At 34.3% G+C, this 15607-nt stretch carries 19 protein-coding genes; 3 read left to right on the forward strand and 16 right to left on the reverse strand.

Annotation, left to right across the window (positions count from 1 at the left end):
* Positions 1–211: 211 nt before the first annotated feature.
* The 4 genes from copZ to dcd form a co-directional block, all read right to left on the reverse strand.
* Entirely contained in the window at positions 212–418 is a 207-nt protein-coding gene (copZ, locus tag LQ50_RS23140; RefSeq protein WP_003321466.1) for a copper chaperone CopZ, read from the reverse strand.
* A 215-nt stretch (positions 419–633) separates the two neighbouring features.
* Positions 634–1974, reverse strand: a complete 1341-nt coding sequence (locus LQ50_RS23145; protein WP_003321467.1) for a murein hydrolase activator EnvC family protein — start codon at positions 1972–1974, stop codon at positions 634–636.
* Between the two features lie 953 nt (positions 1975–2927).
* Positions 2928–3272 (reverse strand): hypothetical protein, encoded by a 345-nt coding sequence (locus tag LQ50_RS23150; protein WP_003320839.1) that lies wholly within the window; start codon positions 3270–3272, stop codon positions 2928–2930.
* Positions 3269–3964 carry a dCTP deaminase gene (dcd, locus tag LQ50_RS23155; RefSeq protein ID WP_003320838.1) on the reverse strand — a complete coding sequence of 232 codons (696 nt, stop codon included), beginning with the start codon at positions 3962–3964 and terminating at the stop codon, positions 3269–3271. Before dcd ends, LQ50_RS23150 begins: the two co-directional genes overlap by 4 nt.
* A 639-nt stretch (positions 3965–4603) precedes the next feature.
* Here dcd and LQ50_RS23160 point away from each other — a divergent pair.
* Positions 4604–4993 carry a cytochrome b5 domain-containing protein gene (locus LQ50_RS23160; RefSeq protein WP_003322272.1) on the forward strand — a complete coding sequence of 130 codons (390 nt, stop codon included), beginning with the start codon at positions 4604–4606 and terminating at the stop codon, positions 4991–4993.
* A 189-nt stretch (positions 4994–5182) separates the two neighbouring features.
* Here the strand turns inward: LQ50_RS23160 and LQ50_RS23165 are convergent, their stop codons facing one another.
* Positions 5183–5593: a GrpB family protein gene (locus tag LQ50_RS23165; protein ID WP_003322273.1), complete on the reverse strand. Its 411-nt coding sequence runs from the start codon at positions 5591–5593 to the stop codon at positions 5183–5185.
* A gap of 320 nt (positions 5594–5913) precedes the next feature.
* On the opposite strand from LQ50_RS23165, the gene LQ50_RS23170 reads away from it, so the two are divergent.
* Complete coding sequence (locus LQ50_RS23170; RefSeq protein WP_052002371.1) at positions 5914–6450, forward strand: site-specific integrase; 537 nt, start codon at positions 5914–5916, stop codon at positions 6448–6450.
* Between the two features lie 319 nt (positions 6451–6769).
* On the opposite strand, the gene LQ50_RS23175 is transcribed toward LQ50_RS23170, so the two are convergent.
* The 11 genes from LQ50_RS23175 to LQ50_RS23220 all read right to left on the reverse strand — a co-directional run bounded on the left by LQ50_RS23175 (position 6770) and on the right by LQ50_RS23220 (position 15165).
* Positions 6770–7009 carry a hypothetical protein gene (locus LQ50_RS23175; RefSeq protein ID WP_003322275.1) on the reverse strand — a complete coding sequence of 80 codons (240 nt, stop codon included), beginning with the start codon at positions 7007–7009 and terminating at the stop codon, positions 6770–6772.
* Between the two features lie 93 nt (positions 7010–7102).
* Positions 7103–7357: an SHOCT domain-containing protein gene (locus LQ50_RS23180; RefSeq protein WP_003322276.1), complete on the reverse strand. Its 255-nt coding sequence runs from the start codon at positions 7355–7357 to the stop codon at positions 7103–7105.
* A gap of 276 nt (positions 7358–7633) precedes the next feature.
* Positions 7634–8347: a DUF881 domain-containing protein gene (locus LQ50_RS23185; RefSeq protein ID WP_003322277.1), complete on the reverse strand. Its 714-nt coding sequence runs from the start codon at positions 8345–8347 to the stop codon at positions 7634–7636.
* Between the two features lie 345 nt (positions 8348–8692).
* Positions 8693–10579, reverse strand: coding sequence for a copper resistance CopC/CopD family protein (locus tag LQ50_RS23190; RefSeq protein WP_081728081.1), 1887 nt, complete (start codon positions 10577–10579; stop codon positions 8693–8695).
* 37 nt (positions 10580–10616) lie between these two features.
* Positions 10617–10802 (reverse strand): hypothetical protein, encoded by a 186-nt coding sequence (locus tag LQ50_RS23195; protein WP_003322280.1) that lies wholly within the window; start codon positions 10800–10802, stop codon positions 10617–10619.
* Positions 10799–12211 (reverse strand): sensor histidine kinase, encoded by a 1413-nt coding sequence (locus LQ50_RS23200; protein ID WP_034634015.1) that lies wholly within the window; start codon positions 12209–12211, stop codon positions 10799–10801. The genes LQ50_RS23195 and LQ50_RS23200 overlap by 4 nt, the downstream gene beginning before the upstream one ends.
* Entirely contained in the window at positions 12208–12489 is a 282-nt protein-coding gene (locus LQ50_RS26140) for a winged helix-turn-helix domain-containing protein (protein ID WP_237563784.1), read from the reverse strand. The genes LQ50_RS23200 and LQ50_RS26140 overlap by 4 nt, the downstream gene beginning before the upstream one ends.
* 2 nt (positions 12490–12491) lie before the next feature.
* Positions 12492–12905, reverse strand: coding sequence for a response regulator transcription factor (locus tag LQ50_RS26145; RefSeq protein ID WP_237563785.1), 414 nt, complete (start codon positions 12903–12905; stop codon positions 12492–12494).
* 349 nt (positions 12906–13254) lie between these two features.
* Complete coding sequence (locus tag LQ50_RS23210; RefSeq protein ID WP_003322284.1) at positions 13255–13461, reverse strand: hypothetical protein; 207 nt, start codon at positions 13459–13461, stop codon at positions 13255–13257.
* A gap of 124 nt (positions 13462–13585) precedes the next feature.
* Entirely contained in the window at positions 13586–14320 is a 735-nt protein-coding gene (locus tag LQ50_RS23215) for a cytochrome c biogenesis CcdA family protein (RefSeq protein WP_034634016.1), read from the reverse strand.
* 59 nt (positions 14321–14379) lie between these two features.
* The gene (locus LQ50_RS23220) at positions 14380–15165 is read right to left on the reverse strand and encodes a cytochrome c oxidase assembly protein (RefSeq protein ID WP_070808174.1); all 786 of its coding nucleotides are present in this window, start codon (positions 15163–15165) and stop codon (positions 14380–14382) included.
* Between the two features lie 359 nt (positions 15166–15524).
* Here LQ50_RS23220 and LQ50_RS25120 point away from each other — a divergent pair.
* A partial coding sequence (locus LQ50_RS25120) for a transposase (RefSeq protein WP_202595412.1) occupies positions 15525–15607 on the forward strand: 83 nt, incomplete at its 3' end.

The following is a 15607-nucleotide window of genomic DNA, read 5'->3' on the forward strand; positions in this document are numbered from 1 at the left end:
TGATTCCCCTCCTTTACAATTCGAATAATACTGTTATTGTGATCATATTTCCCTTATAGATTACCAAAAGAATGTAAAGAAAATATGTGAGATACATCACAGATTCTTCTTTGTTCTATAAGTATCTTCATTTAGATAAAGCTAATGAAAATAGTGAAGAAGGTCGTACTAAAATCGTGCGACCTCACTTATATGATCCCATGCAACTACTTCATTCTACATCATATCCTTGTTCTTCAATCTCATGAATAATTTGATCTAATGAAATAACACCAGAATCATAATTAAGGTTTACTTTCCCTTCAGACAGCATAACTTTTACTGAGTTGACACCATTTAACTTTCCTATATTGTTTTCTATTGTACTTATGCAATGCCCACATGACATTCCGTTCACTTTTAATGTTTTTTGTTCCATTATTTTAACCTCCTAAAATGAATGATATGATATTTTCTTTTCAAACTAAATTTACCATACCCCCCTACGGTAATCAAGTTAATTACTTCGTTGAAATTGAACACTTATTGAACAGAAGGAGGGATCAAAAAAGTATGCATACTAACTTTAAGAATTTCAGAATATAAAAGGATAAAAAAAGAAGGAATGAAAATAATCATCCCTCCTTTAATATCTTATCTTGGTATATAACGAAACGGATCAACAGCATTTGACTTTGCCGCATTCCATCCACCTTCATGCACTTCAAAATGAAGATGTGCACCAAATGATTGGCCTGTATTCCCCATAAGTCCTATACGTTGACCTTTTGACACACGTTGTCCAGATGAAACTTCACGATTCTCCATATGAGCGTATAAGGTTGTAATTAATCGTCCATCTACCTGGTGAGCAATTAATACCACGTTACCATAGCTTGATGAATAATAAGACTGGACAACTGTTCCTTCTTGAACAGCAACAATAGGAACATCACCAGTCCGTCCATTTTTACCAATATCAATTCCATAATGCATTTGTCCACCAAAAACAGCTCGAGGACCATATGTTGATGTGATCGAGCCTGTTGCCGGTCGCATAAAACCAGAGCTAGTTACTGACGGTGAACTATGGACTTGAGACGTACTTCCATTCGAATTATTGGAATTTGAGTTGTTCGCACTTCCTGAATTACTCCTAGATGTTGTTGCAGCAGCTTCGGCATTCTGACGCTTTTGTTCTTCTTCAGCTTCGCGGCGTAGACGTTCTTCGTGTGCAGCTAATTCATTCTTAAGTGCCTGTTCTTGAGCACGTAAAATTTCGTCTGCTCCTTCGAGTTCACCTAGATCTGTATGTAGCTCGTCCTCTTGTTTTTCGACTAATTTCATTATTTTTTCTTTCTCATCACGCTGCTTCTCAAGCTTTTCCATCAAATTTTCTAATTCTATCAAATGCCCTTCTAATGTTTGCAGCTCTTTTTCTACCTTCTCTTTAGCTTTCTCTAACTCAAGATGATCTTCAATATGGGCATCTAAAATATTACGGTCTTGCTGGGCTATGACTGCTAAGGCACTCAAACGGTCTAAGAAATCACCAAAAGATTTGGCCCCTAAGACTACTTCTAAATAATTAATTGAGCCACCTGACTGATACATAGAGCGAGCTCGATCTTTTAACAATTTGTCACGTTCTGTTATACGTTCTTCAATGATAATTATTTCTGCTTGTAACTTTTCTATATTTTCTCTAACTTGGTTAATCTCTGCACGCTTCTCGCGAATTTTTTGATTCGTTTCTGCGTACTCATGGTCTAATCGTTCAATTTCATTTATGATTTCTTTTTTCTCTCGCTCTAATTGTTCGAGTTCTTTTTGCTTCTCCCCAGCTTCTTTTTTATTTTCTTCACGTTCTTTTTCAATGTTAGATAATTTGCTTTCTATATCACTGTTTGCTAATACTGTCTGGTTTAAAGGATCTACGGTAAGAGATCCTACTAGCAATAGAGTTATCACTATAGCCCTGGCGTTCTTTTTCATACAATATTCTCTCCTTGATAGTCTTTAAGATTTCGTTTAGTTAATATTAAAAAGTTCAAATATTAATCCAAGTTTATTTTCAAGTCAAAACCACTGTTAAGAATTTCATATGAAATTCTTAACAGTAGCTTCATAGATTAAGATTGGAGCATAGCTTAAAGATCAACTAAGTAGTTTCTCTGATTTATAAAACTTATCCATGGTGGATTTTGCTGAATTCTGATAGAATTTCTTTTTTCTTGTCGTATCTTGAATCATTTTACCATTTAGGAAGAGAAATTTTTGAGCATTTATATTACAGTTTCATTTCATATGCTTACTTAATGTTTAAATTAAGTTCATTTCTCTAATTAACTTTGGAAGATGAATTAAGCCTAGTTATTCTTGAATGAGGGAGAAATAAAAGAAAGTTGGGTTAATTTTAATGGGGCCGATAGTTACTTTGCTAGATTAACTATGAGTAGTTGAGTTTAATTCAATATTTTACGAACCATAACTTTTTGTTAATCTAATTGATATTTTTCTTGCGGGGATGGGATGTTACAATCTTTTTTTCAAAGGTGAATTTCAGCAATTGTATTAGAAGAATAACAAATCTATTTCTTTATCTAAGTATTTCTTGAAATGTGTATTTCAATAATGTGTCATACTCCCCAAGCACTTCCATGCAGGGGAGTATTCGTTATGCAGAATTCTTTGATGTATAAAATACTTTACCCAAATTTTAAAAATGTATTCTTTAGTGGCTTTTTAATTGGAGGGATATAAGTTGCTAATATCACACCAAGCGTGAAAAACCTATGAATCTGATAAACGAAAGACATTTCGAATTTAATAATTGTATAAAAGCAAAAACCGAAAGTTCATTTGAAATTCAAATGAACTTTCGGTTTTCTTGTACAAAGTACATATTTCATAGTGTCGGAGATAGGGGTTAAATACTGTTAGGATCTTCATTCACTCCAAAACGTAAAAAAAGCATGAATGACAATATTTATTAATGCTACGATTGCTACAACTACCCAATACTCCTCATTAACACCGTACGCAATAAGGATAGTCAACAATATGCTTAGGCTAGCGTATACAAACTTATTTCTTTTCCTTTTAATCGACTTGGGAGAGTCTTTTTCAAGCTCATCTCTAAAGGCATCTAAAATAGAATCAACTTTCTTGTCAATATGGCCCTCTTTAATAAGAAATTGAACCATAGCATCCTGGTCAACATTTTCAGCGGACAATTCTTGTTTAGTTTCTGAAATGACATGCCTTCTGACTATTTCCCTTAAATTACTCATTTATCCTTTTTGCCTTTCTTAAACTCTTTTCTCGCAATATCAGCTAACTCTTTTGCAGCTAACTTAATATGAGACATTAAGTGTTTACCTAAGTCACTGGCCATTTCTTCAGAAACTTTCTTAACTCCTTTTTCTTTAAGAAAATCTTGGATTTCATCATCTAAATGTAATTTAGAAATACTAACCTCTGTAGCGTCCATGTATCTCGCATCCTGCTTTTCATAAGGTTTTAGCGGTTCTGTTTTCAACTCGAATAACGCCAATTGACAAATTTTAATACCAGGAATAAGTCTAAAACGAACGGGTGTATTGTTTACTGCAATTAGACTAATTTGTCCGCGATACCCGGGATTCATATAGTGAGCAGGACTAATCATTAGACCCAGAGACTTTACTCCATACCGCTCATATATGCGAGCAGTCATATTATGGGGAACCTTTAAGAATTCATGTGTCTGAATCAAAACAGATTCTTTTGGTTCAAGCCAGAACTCATCTACAGAAATATCAAACTTTTCATAGTGATCCTCAGTTACTTCCTTACCTAGTATAATGGGCTCATTGGAAGAATAACGTTTAACAACTGTATCTAACGTTAAGTTGATAGTCGCTCCTTCACAATACTCCGGATTATATGGTGTTATCAATTCTTCCTCTATTGCTAGGGTGTGCAAATCACGATCACTTAACATTCCTTCCTCCCCCTTTCCATTTTCATTTTGTTACCTTAATATTGCCATAAAAAATGAATTTTACAAGGGGGAACATGTGAACTAATGTATAACCTTGAAAAATATATACTTCTTTATTCTCTGCATTTCCACAAAAGACCACTTCATTTGAAGTGAAAATAAAGTTATTTAATTTTAAAACCTCAAATACGTATACCCCCGTCCTGCTTTAAGGATGGAGGTAAATTAAAGTTGTTTAATTTTTGATAAAAAATATTTTCCATCGAACTAAAAAATAACAATAAAGTCTTTTGAAGTTTTATTCCATAATAGCCAGATTGTGAAATTCCTTTTTTTTGAACAGTATATTTGTACTATGCAGCAAATAGATCTGTTGTTTTTCGTAATTTCTTCTTCAACATAAGCACCCTTTAGTTAAGTACGGTATTTCACAAATCCCACTATATTTCACTTGAAATCTCCTCGCGTAATATCCATTTTTTCATTCTGCCATTAGTATATTTGACAAAAAAGTGACCACATTTTTAACGGAAAGTGAACAATACGTTAAATGTAATCAAAATCTCTTTTAGTGAGGGGAGATAACATTTAACATATAACTATATAAAAAAAGTTTTTAAAAATGTAGGGGGCAAGAAGATGAAAAAATTTAAAGGTTTATTAGTACTGTCAATGACGGCTTTTGTTTTAGCAGCTTGTGGTGGGGACACAACAACTGAAGAACCAGATACGTCGACACCGGAAGAAACTACAGAGGAAAATACTACAGAAGAAACAGAAGCTTCAGCAGTTGAAGAAGGTCAAGTATTCACACTGGAAGAACTTAGTGAGTATAATGGGCAAGATGGAAACCCCGCTTATGTAGCGGTTGACGGAGTCGTTTACGATGTTTCAGATATTGGAGCTTGGGAAGGTGGAGAACACTTTGGTGGAGTAATGGCTGGTGCTGACAACACAGAAGAAATTTCAGCATCTCCACACGGCTCTTCTGTATTGGAAAACTTACCAATCGTCGGTACACTTGAATAACAATAAGAATGAAACAAGACACCTAGTTACGATTCAAATAATCGTAACTAGGTGTCTTTGTTTAAAGGTGGCGGGAGAGCCTTATTACAATCCCAGTGTTGTCTATAGTCTTGAGTTTTGGAGAAGTTCGTTAACAAAATAAACATTAGGTGCTGCAACTGACAACTTTGAGTTCCGCTCTAGCACCCGTTAATTGAATAAGTTAGTTTTTCTCCACGTCTCTGCTTTATCATCAATTGCCTTAATATAATTGTTCTTGCCTTCTATATACTTAGTTATATTTGTAGGGGATTTCTCTGCCAATGTTTGTTTCAATTCACTGTACTTTATAGCTTCCTCTGGATGTGCAATCATATAATCCCTAAATGCTAAGTGACGAGCAATTTCTTCATTACCTTCTTCGTAAAAATGAACATGATGAGTTCTATTATCGCCACCCTTAATAAAAAAACGCCTTTTAGGAATTCCGTATTCACCCATCACTTCATAGCCTAATTGTTCCATCTCGCTATTGAACTTATCAACTTCACTAATGTTAGTAACCTCAACCATAATATCAATTACTGGTTTAGCTTTAATATTTGGAATGGGTACTTCCAATATGATACACATTTAAAATTTCGTTTTTAAACAAAGCTTTAAGTTTCTAACTTTCCTCCCGAAACATTTCTAACCATTCCTCACTATATGGTAAAACCTCAACTCTTCGCATTAAATCACCTCTTACATAATAAATAATTAAACAACTCATCAACTCTTATTGCACTAAACTGCTTCGTTCAGTTTAAGTGAATTCTTCACAAAGTAACCAACCTTGACACATAAATAATACCAGAAAAGGACTAATTGTCGTTCTTGTTTTTCATAAAATTGGAAATCCCCCCCTTAAAATACACATAATACATAGGAGGGAACAAGCTGTGCAACTAACCAAAGCCTGGGAAGCATGCAAAGCTGAGAAACGAATTGAAGGATTTTCGCCCCATACCTTGAATGCCTACCGACTGCAAGCAAATCTCTTAGTCCGTCACTTCCAAGATATTAAACCCCAATCCGTTACAACCCAAGGTATTAAAGATTACTTAGCTTTATCCAGCGAAGGATTAAAACCATCGAGTCTTGCTCATCGTGTTCGATTTATCCGATCATTTTTTCGTTGGTTATACGAGGAAGGTCATATAACCACTAATCCTGCTGCCAAAATCACGGAACCAAAAGTAGGAAAACGAATCCCAAAGTTCTTAACAGAACGTGAAATTGAACATTTAAGGGAAGGTTGCCATACCCCGATGGAGAAGGCCTTGTTTGAGTTTATGTTTTCGACGGGATGTAGAATTGGTGAGATTGTTTCATTAGATAAGGATTGTATTAATGTTGGGAATCGTTCAGCGATTGTAAGAGGGAAAGGAGATAAAGAGCGTGAAGTGTATTTAATAGCAGATGTGATATTTGGTTAAAGCGTTACCTTTAGTTGAACAACCTATTGGACGTTTTAAATAACTTTATTGTAAATGTAACAACTTTATTTGTATTTAAACGACTTTATTGTCAATCGACATTCATGACAACGATGGAAGATTTAGACTTTTTGAAGTTTTTGAAAACTAAGGAAGGTCTAGACCACACTTTCTGTTCCCTTGAAAAGATTTATTGCCTGTTAGCATTCAGCAATTTATGAAGAAGGTCACGAAAAGGTCTTCTATATGCGAACGCACGTTGCACAAATAAAGAGGAAGGGTACTCCTTCCTCTCATACTAAAAAATTATTTAGAGTTCCTAATTTGTTTCAGTCTCGTCGCTTCCATATGATTCCATAAAGTTATTGCATGCTTCCATCATATTCTCGCCTTCTAAGGAATTCATACCTTCCATCATATTCATCATGTCACCATTCATCATATTCATCATGCCATGGTTTTCATTAGCTTGAGATATTCCTGAGAACCCCATTGTTCCTACGACTAAAACAGAAGATAATCCAAATGAAAAGAGTAACATTTTCGTTTTTTTCCGCATGTTATTCACTCCTCTTAATAATGTATTGAATTTATTTTACATTTTTAGTTTAGACTTTAATTTTGATGAAACTGTGATAAATACTGATTTAATTTAATTTTTTTCTTTTAAATACGTATATTTTTGTTCGAATTCACTTTGCGTTAAATCTCCTTTTGCAAACCGTTCTTTTAAAATTTGAAGTGATGTATCTTGGTCCCAATCTTGAGAATTATTGTTAGAATCCTTTTTATTTAAAAGTCTCATGACTAATACCAATCCACCATAAATGATTAAACCTAATATAAGAATTACTAAGATCATGTACAAAATCATACCGAGATTCATCATTCCCCAGTTCATCATCATGATTAAACACCTCCAATTATTTAGACTAAATGATTCCTTAGATTAAATCCAAATTATCCTTGCTACTCAATTCGGTCATAATATATTTCTTATTTCAACTATCCTTCGTTACTTTTATTTTAAAATATAAATGTGATAAAACTTTGATACATCTAAGAAAACAGTTTGCTAGTTTTGAAAAAAATAAAGAACTACTGTGTATAAACGCGAATCCAAGGTTCGTGTGTCTCAATATTTACATAAATTAATATGTTTACTATCTTTATACACATGTAATCAACCTTCTGTTAGGTAAGAGTCTAATAGAATATTAGTTTTTTTCTGTATTCTTACTGTTACTTCATCATTAATTAACTGATGCTGAACTCCGCCATGTAGGGTTAAAGCTGCTTCTAAATGATCAGCATCCCCAATCGCCGTAATAATAAAAGGAGCTGATGAAATATTTCCGTCTACACTTATTACAGGCCCTATACATTGAATAAATGATGAATGTCTTAGGCGATACCCATTTACGGCAATTGCTTCCGCTCCAGCAACATATAATTCTTGGACCACCTGTTGGATATGTCCTTCATGAACAATGTAATCATTCGGATTAGCCCCGTTAGGTAAATAGTCTGAATCCTCTAATGAGATTTCAATTCCTGGTCCAGTTACTTGCACTTGTCCTACAATCTTTCTTAACCTCTCTATGTCTTCGAGCAAATTTTCTGCTTTTTCTTCACTTTTTTCATTAACGGTGCTTAAGTTTTCTTCAAGTTCCCGTACCTGATATTGATATAACCTTAACTCCTCTTGAAGCATTTTGTTTAAGGATTGTTCCATGATGATTTGGTTTCTAAGTTCATTTTCCTGTGCCCATGTCGAATTCAATCTATTCAGAGGATCATAGTTACCTGAATCTGTAGACTCATAATTCACCACTAAAATAAAACCAGTCAAGAACAGGACAAAAAATAAAATAATATGTTTTCCCCTTATCTTCAATCTTCTCCCCCTCTTCTAAAACTAGTTTTCAACCCAAGAATTCTTTAAGGGTCGCACACTCAAATGGATTAACCGAGTTTTATAAAAAACATAACCTTAGCTGTATGACATCTTGAGAATAGCGGTAGAATCATCATCATTTTGACACTACTAGAGAAATAATCTTTAATTACTTTAACATTATTTACCAATAAAAGTATAGTTATCTGACTATGTACAAAAGTAAACAGTGGAGAGAAGCATATTCATAGCCAGTAAAGGGCCCTTAGAGAAAAATCTAAGAACCCTTTCTGTGAGAAGCGTGACATTCTTTATACAGTTGTGTCGGCAATCAAAAACGAAGCATTACATATCGCCGGGCACTTGTATTTCATATGGAATCATTAAGTTTTCGCCACTCGTTTTAGTGACATGAATATTTAAATAGGTCGTACCAGAACCATGTAATAGTCCACCAGTCACTTGAAAAGTCCCTTCCCCTAACGAAAACGCGGTTATCGTTCTGGTCATAAAAGGTGGCATAAAAAGCTCAACATCAACATTCTTTATATCTTCTGATTGATCAAATTTTATAATTAAATCATTATATCCCATCTGAAATGGTGTCAGTGATACAGAGACATCAACAGGAGAATAAAGATCTGTGGGATAAATTCCTTGTTCAGCAGCCTTGGGTGACGTGTTGATCATTGATGCTGCAAAGAAAAGAATACTCATTCCAATAATGAGTTCGGTTCTTCCTAAGATAGCGGTAAGAGATGTATGATTATGATCAATACCGCTTTTCAATAATCTCATTTGATAGAATCCTATAAAAGTTATAACTAGAAATAAAATCACCTTAAAAAGGAGAAACTGCCCCCAACTACTTATCATTAAACTGTCCATAGTAAAAGAAGGAAGATAACGCAATAGCATTCCTATACCTGTTAAACTCATAATAAATATACTTATAAGTGCGTACTTGGAGAACTTTCGACCATTTTCTTTTAGCCATTTTAAACCTTCCTCTTTAGGTATCATGACTATTAATGCAAATAATCCACCAAGCCAAATTGCAATAGAAAATAAATGCAAAGCATCTAACGTTATTGAGATAAGCCCACCATACCGATCTGATACAGCATGACCTGATAATGCCCACATCATAATCGTTCCAGCTAACAATAATATCTGTCCTATCATCGACCTAAGAAAAAATGCAATAAGTACAAGGACAAGTTGAAGGACCATGCCCCAAACAAATTGAAATTGAATAAACTCCACTACTGAAATATTAGTAATTTCATCCTTCCGAATTGTAATAAGTAGTAGAAACCCTACAACACTCATGATGAAGAAGATCCGTTTCATCTTGTTCCACCGGTTGGTGTTTTCACTACCTTTTGAAATCAATAATTGAAAAACCATACTACCAAACAAGATGAAAACACCCAGATAGGACAGCCAACTAGCAAATTCAATCAATCCGACATGTTGCCATCCCCCCATTGAAACTCTTTTTCCCTCTGGAGGGGTAATAGATGTGACTTCATCCACTGCGAAGTAGAAAATTCCATTTTTACTTTTGTTATCTTTACGTACGTACCAATTAATTTCATATGTCCCTTTTGATAATTTCTTGTCTAGCTCTATTATATAGTGGGAAGCATCAGCTGGATTTACATAAGTTTCTCCTATCGGTACTAAACTTTGATTATCATCATAGATCGCAAAAACCTCTAATTCTATCTCATCAGAGAACCATAGTTCAATTTTGTTTGGAGAAGTTGGTACGATCTCCCCATCTGCTGGAGCGGATTGAACGAGGGTTAGGTTTCTCCAATAATCTAATTCTGAAATTTGTTCCTTTTTAATTTCAAATTGGAAACGCTCTTTAATTTCATGTCCATCCATGGCAATTGCGAAAATCTCTAATGTATACCTGCCATCTGATAATAGAGTTTCAACCGGTAATGTTACTAAACGTTTGTCAGTAGGATCAATCACCGCTTTTCCGATTCGAACGTTTGATCCGATCGAATTGGTTAAGCGAATAGACTCTGAATAGACTTCTACAGGTTCAGCAAACAAAACACTAATACGTTCTGGTGAATGGTCCAATATTTCATTCATTCCCGGACTTATTTCTTTTATTTCTGAATGGGCTTCAACCGCAGTACCGTCTACCAGTGAAATGAATATTGTCAGAAAGAGAATAAGACCGGCTAGTAAGTCTTTTTTTGTCCACACTCCATACACACATCCCTATTTTTTCTCATACAATTGCTTACTTTCTTTTTTTGAACAACAGAAAAATTAGTCCAATCGTTAGAGATGGAATTCCTACCCAAAGACAAATTTTTAGGAGAGAGATGATAAAATTCTCGTCCGTCGTTAACGTTAAGGACATACTTAAACAAACTAACCCAATAAGCAAAAGCAGACTAACAATGACCCAGTCTATCCATTTCATATCTTTTCTCCCCTCTCCTTGTTCCCAATATCATTAGGAAAAGAAAGAGTAAATTGGGTTCCTTCGTTTTCCTTACTCGTTATATCTATTGTACCACCGTGTAACTTTACTAACATTTTAACGATGGCTAATCCCAATCCGGTCCCTCCGAATTCTCTTGAGCGAGATTTTTCTACTCGGTAAAACCGATCAAAAATAAATGGAAGTTCGTCGGCTGGAATTCCTGATCCGGTATCTTTGATAATGATGTTAATTTGATTATCACCTTGCCTGAACTCACAGGTTACCTCACCGTTAGTCGTATGCCTCATCGCATTATCCAATAAGTTGGTAAAAACTTGTTCTATTCGTTTTCCATCTCCATAAAACAAGGAAAGGTTTTCATCCACTTTAACCGTAAATAGAAGATCTTTTTCTTTTGCTTTTAATGAATATTTCATATCGAGGTTATCGGCAAGTTCTGTTAAATCGATCCACTCCTTATTTATGTCAAACTTCCCTTCTTCCATCTTCGACAAATCAAACAAGTCTGATATAAGATAATTTAATCGAGTTGCTTCATGTTCAAGGATTGATAAATACTGTTCTTTTTCTTCCTCCGTCTGATACAGCTTTTCTTTCAAGACTTCCGAATAACCCATTAAATATGAAACCGGTGTCTTTAACTCATGAGAAATACTAGCAAAGAATTCACTTCTTGTATCATAGTGCCTCTTTAGTTCCTGAGTTAGGTTGTTAATGCCAACAGCAAGAGAACCGATTTCATCTTTTGATCGTACAATCACTTTTGTATTTAAATCCCCTTTGGCAATCTTTTTTGTTGCAGCCTGCATTTCAAGTAAAGGTGACGAGAGCTTTCGTGAAGCAATAAATGTAAACCCAAGAGCTAGAAAGAAACCTCCAACACCAGCAAGAAGAAACAACTGTCTTACCGTAGACATCGAATCATACATATCATTAAGTGGAAATAACATGAACAGACTACCTTTGAATTGATCAGCATTTATTGGATGACCATACAAAAGATAAGGAATGTCAGTGAACGGTTCTACGTATTCATAGAAAACAGGCCTTCCTTCAAAAAGGTTTTGCAAGTCGAACTCTTTAATGTTTATTTCCAGATCATCCGTACCTGTAAACGTGATCATATCTCCATCTTCGTCTAGTAAGAAGATTTTTTTTTGTGTAATATTTCCTGCCATTTCGACCATTGGCGTTGACATTAACATTTGATTATTCGCTATCATCTGGGCATAATTTGACGTTAATTGATGAGCTTCCTCTTTTGCCTTATTGTAATAATAATTACAAAAAACCTGATCAATGACATAAACAAAAGGTGCGAAAACTAATAAAAAAACGGTAATCATCGTCAGCCCTAATTTTACATCAATTCGATTCCATCTCATGTGTCTATTTCCTTTAACTTATAGCCGACACCCCAAACCGTTTCGATGATAGTAAAGCTCAGCCCTTCTTTCTTTAATTTCAAACGAATACTTTTTATGTGAGAATCAACCGTTCTTTCATCTCCGAAAAAATTCACTCCCCAAATTTTCAAAAGTAACTGGTCCCGGTTAAACACTTGCTTAGGATTCAAGAGTAATAATTTTAATAACTCAAATTCTTTAGGGGTTAAATGAACAGGATTGTCTTGAACAAAAACTTTATGATCATCCACATCCATTTTCAGCTCGTGGAAATGGAGTTGTTTTGTTTGCGTTGTTTGATTTTACAACAGCTCTTCTTAAAAAGTGCATTCACTCGTGCGATAAGTTCTTCTGGTTTGAAAGGTTTAGTTAAATAATCATCCGCTCCAATATCGAGTCCCTTCACCTTGTCCGTTGTCTCCGTTCTAGCTGTTAACATTAATATAGGCAAAGCCAAATTTTCTTTTCTAATTTCTTCACATACTTCCCAACCATCCATCTCTGGCATCATTACATCTAAAATAATAAGTTGAAAAGAATGACATTTCATTTCTTTAAGCGCTTCTTTCCCATTCACAGCTTCCACTATGTTATATCCTTGCTTGGATAAATGAATTCGAATTAGATTTCTCATATTCCATTCGTCATCAACAATTAGAATTTTAGTGTCCATGTTCTCCCTCTTTTCTATATAAAGAATCTTACTTATAAAATATTTTTTTACACAAATCTACTTGAAAAGAAGAAAATGGAGACAACTCAATTAAAAGCCTCCTCCACCGATTGATTTTACTATAATTTAGACCTATTGTGAGTTTGTTAAGTGGGATAAACTTACAATAAGGTTAGTTACTTTTTTCCCGTTTATCGAAGGGGTCATTCTGTTTATTAATCAAAAATTCATAACCCTCTGGTTTTCTTTTGATAGTAGCATAAGAGTGAATCATCATCGCAATTATTAGTAAGAATAAAAGTATGATCGGAACAAAAATTGATAATTTCTCCAAACGTACTCCCTTCCATTATTGTGACCTTTTTAAAGAATCAATTTCCTTCATCAACTTTTGATTTTGTTCCATTAAGTGATTCATATTTTTTTGTAAATCTTTTCCGTTTGGTTCACTCTTATTACTGTTATTTCCATCAGACATCCTTTTCATAAAGAAAAATAACATCACTAACATTAAAGGACATAATAATAGTGGAAGATAATAAGCTAAATTTTCCATAGTCAAATACCTCCTAATTTTTAAATCTATTTATATTATAAAAGGTAATTGTGTTGAAATTTTGAAGAAAAAAATATAAATTTCCTTTTGAATTAGATCATGGTTTAATGCAACACATACTTCCTTAAATCCCCCAATAAGTTATTGTATCTAAAATCCCAAGTATGATCAGAAAGCCCCCTGCAACTCTCTGTATCCATTTTCCGATGTTTCTTCCTTTTTTCAAAAGTGTCCCGTTTAATCCAAAAGTCCAGATGAGATACATTGTAATGAACAAAGGAATCGATGTACCAAACGAAAACACAGTTGGTAAGATGAATCCGTATGAAGTAGAAAGGGTTAACGGCATTAGCAAAAAGAAAAAGATTGAGAACATGGTTGGACAGAATCCTAATGAAAAACTACTTCCTAAAAGAAATGCCCCCCATTTTCCTCTGTTTTTATCACCAGCTTCTCTTTGTTTTAGACCGATAGACCATTTCCATGTGATGAGTCCAACTAAATAAAGACCGATTATGATAAAAATGGGCCCAAGTATTTTACGTATCCATGGAAGGTAACCAATTAGTTCTTGTTGAAATTCAGAACCTAATATCCACACTAGTAATCCTAACCCCGAAAAAACAACGACTTTCCCAAGTTGAAAGAATATAACTTCTGACCATGGAATAGCTTTTTGGATAGACCGATTCCCATAGAGTGTAATGGCACCTACATTTCCGGTGAATTGACACGGTGCAGCAGCTGCTAGAATTCCAATAATAAGCGCTGCTAAAAGCGGAATATGATCAAAACCATACATTAGTTGAATTAAGGGATCATATAATAATCGACTAATAGAATTAAATACATCATACATATTACAAACCTCGCTTTATAGTAATCAATTTTATGAAGCATCCTCATTTCGTATTTCTACTATTTTTCTTTTTTTCTTTCTTTTTTTGCCCACCGGAAAAAAAGTATTCCAATGATTGTAATAAATACCCCTTCTTGAACCAGCTTCATTACAATCCCTCCAAGTTGTTGATCATCTTTTATTGATAAGAACGAGATCAATTGAGGAGCATTTATATAGGTTGTATAAAGTACGTTATTAGAAAAGATAATTAAAGCGCAAACCGGTGTAATTAATACACTATTTAAGAAAATGTAGCCTAAACTTTTCAATTCAGATAACTCGTAATTACTTTTGGAATGAAGAATGGATAACCACATTGTAAAAGCTAATATTGTGAGAATTAAATGATAAACAGATTGATATAGATGGTTCAAACGTAAATAGTCAAATAGACTTGGATAATGGTATAGGGAAAATAATCCATTAAATAAAAACGATGCGATGATCGGTTTGCTCAATACTCCTAGTAATCCCCTGCTTAGTAACCTGGAGATGAAAGGATGCTTAGTTAATTGATTAGGTAGTCCTATAAGAATCAATGGTGGTGCCACAAAATAGACTATTGCCTGTTCAAGCATATGAGCACTAAACAAATAGTTGTGTCCGATTAAGTGAAGTGGACTTCCTACTGCAACATAAAAAACCCATACTCCTATAACAAACGATACGGCTTTTCCTTTACTGGTCCTATTAGCAACTTTTTTAGTGACATAGAAATAAAAAAATGTAATAAGAAAAATAAGGATAAGCCACCCTATATTCCATAGCTCTTGGTAACTGTAACTTTCAAAAATATAATTCATCATCTTATCTCCTACTTTTATAATCAAGCGTTCTTACTATAGCGGAAAAATGTGATAGATTTATGATGAAAAGTAAAAATAAAAACTACGTAATATCCATGAAACTAGGTTCATAGTGAGAAAAAAACCAACAAACAGATTCCTTACAAGTGTCAATGGAATTTCATAGAGATAGCAAGAAGAAACTCGAGGATTGAAAGATCCTCGAGTCTAATTGTGGTTTAGAAAACCCCTGGCTATGCCGGGGGTTCAAAAGAGCTTCTAGCGTGGTATTAAAAAAACCTCACTTCATGGTAGGATAAAGTTGGTTTCCCGACCACTTCATTCCACCATAGAAGGAGGTATGCCCTGTGAAGGACATGAATAGTTTAGCACACACAACATGGAATTGTAAGTATCACATCGTTTTTGCTCCGAAATACAGAAGACAAATCATATATGG

It is taken from the genome of Halalkalibacter okhensis (assembly GCF_000787375.1).
Lineage (GTDB): Bacteria > Bacillota > Bacilli > Bacillales > Bacillaceae_D > Halalkalibacter > Halalkalibacter okhensis.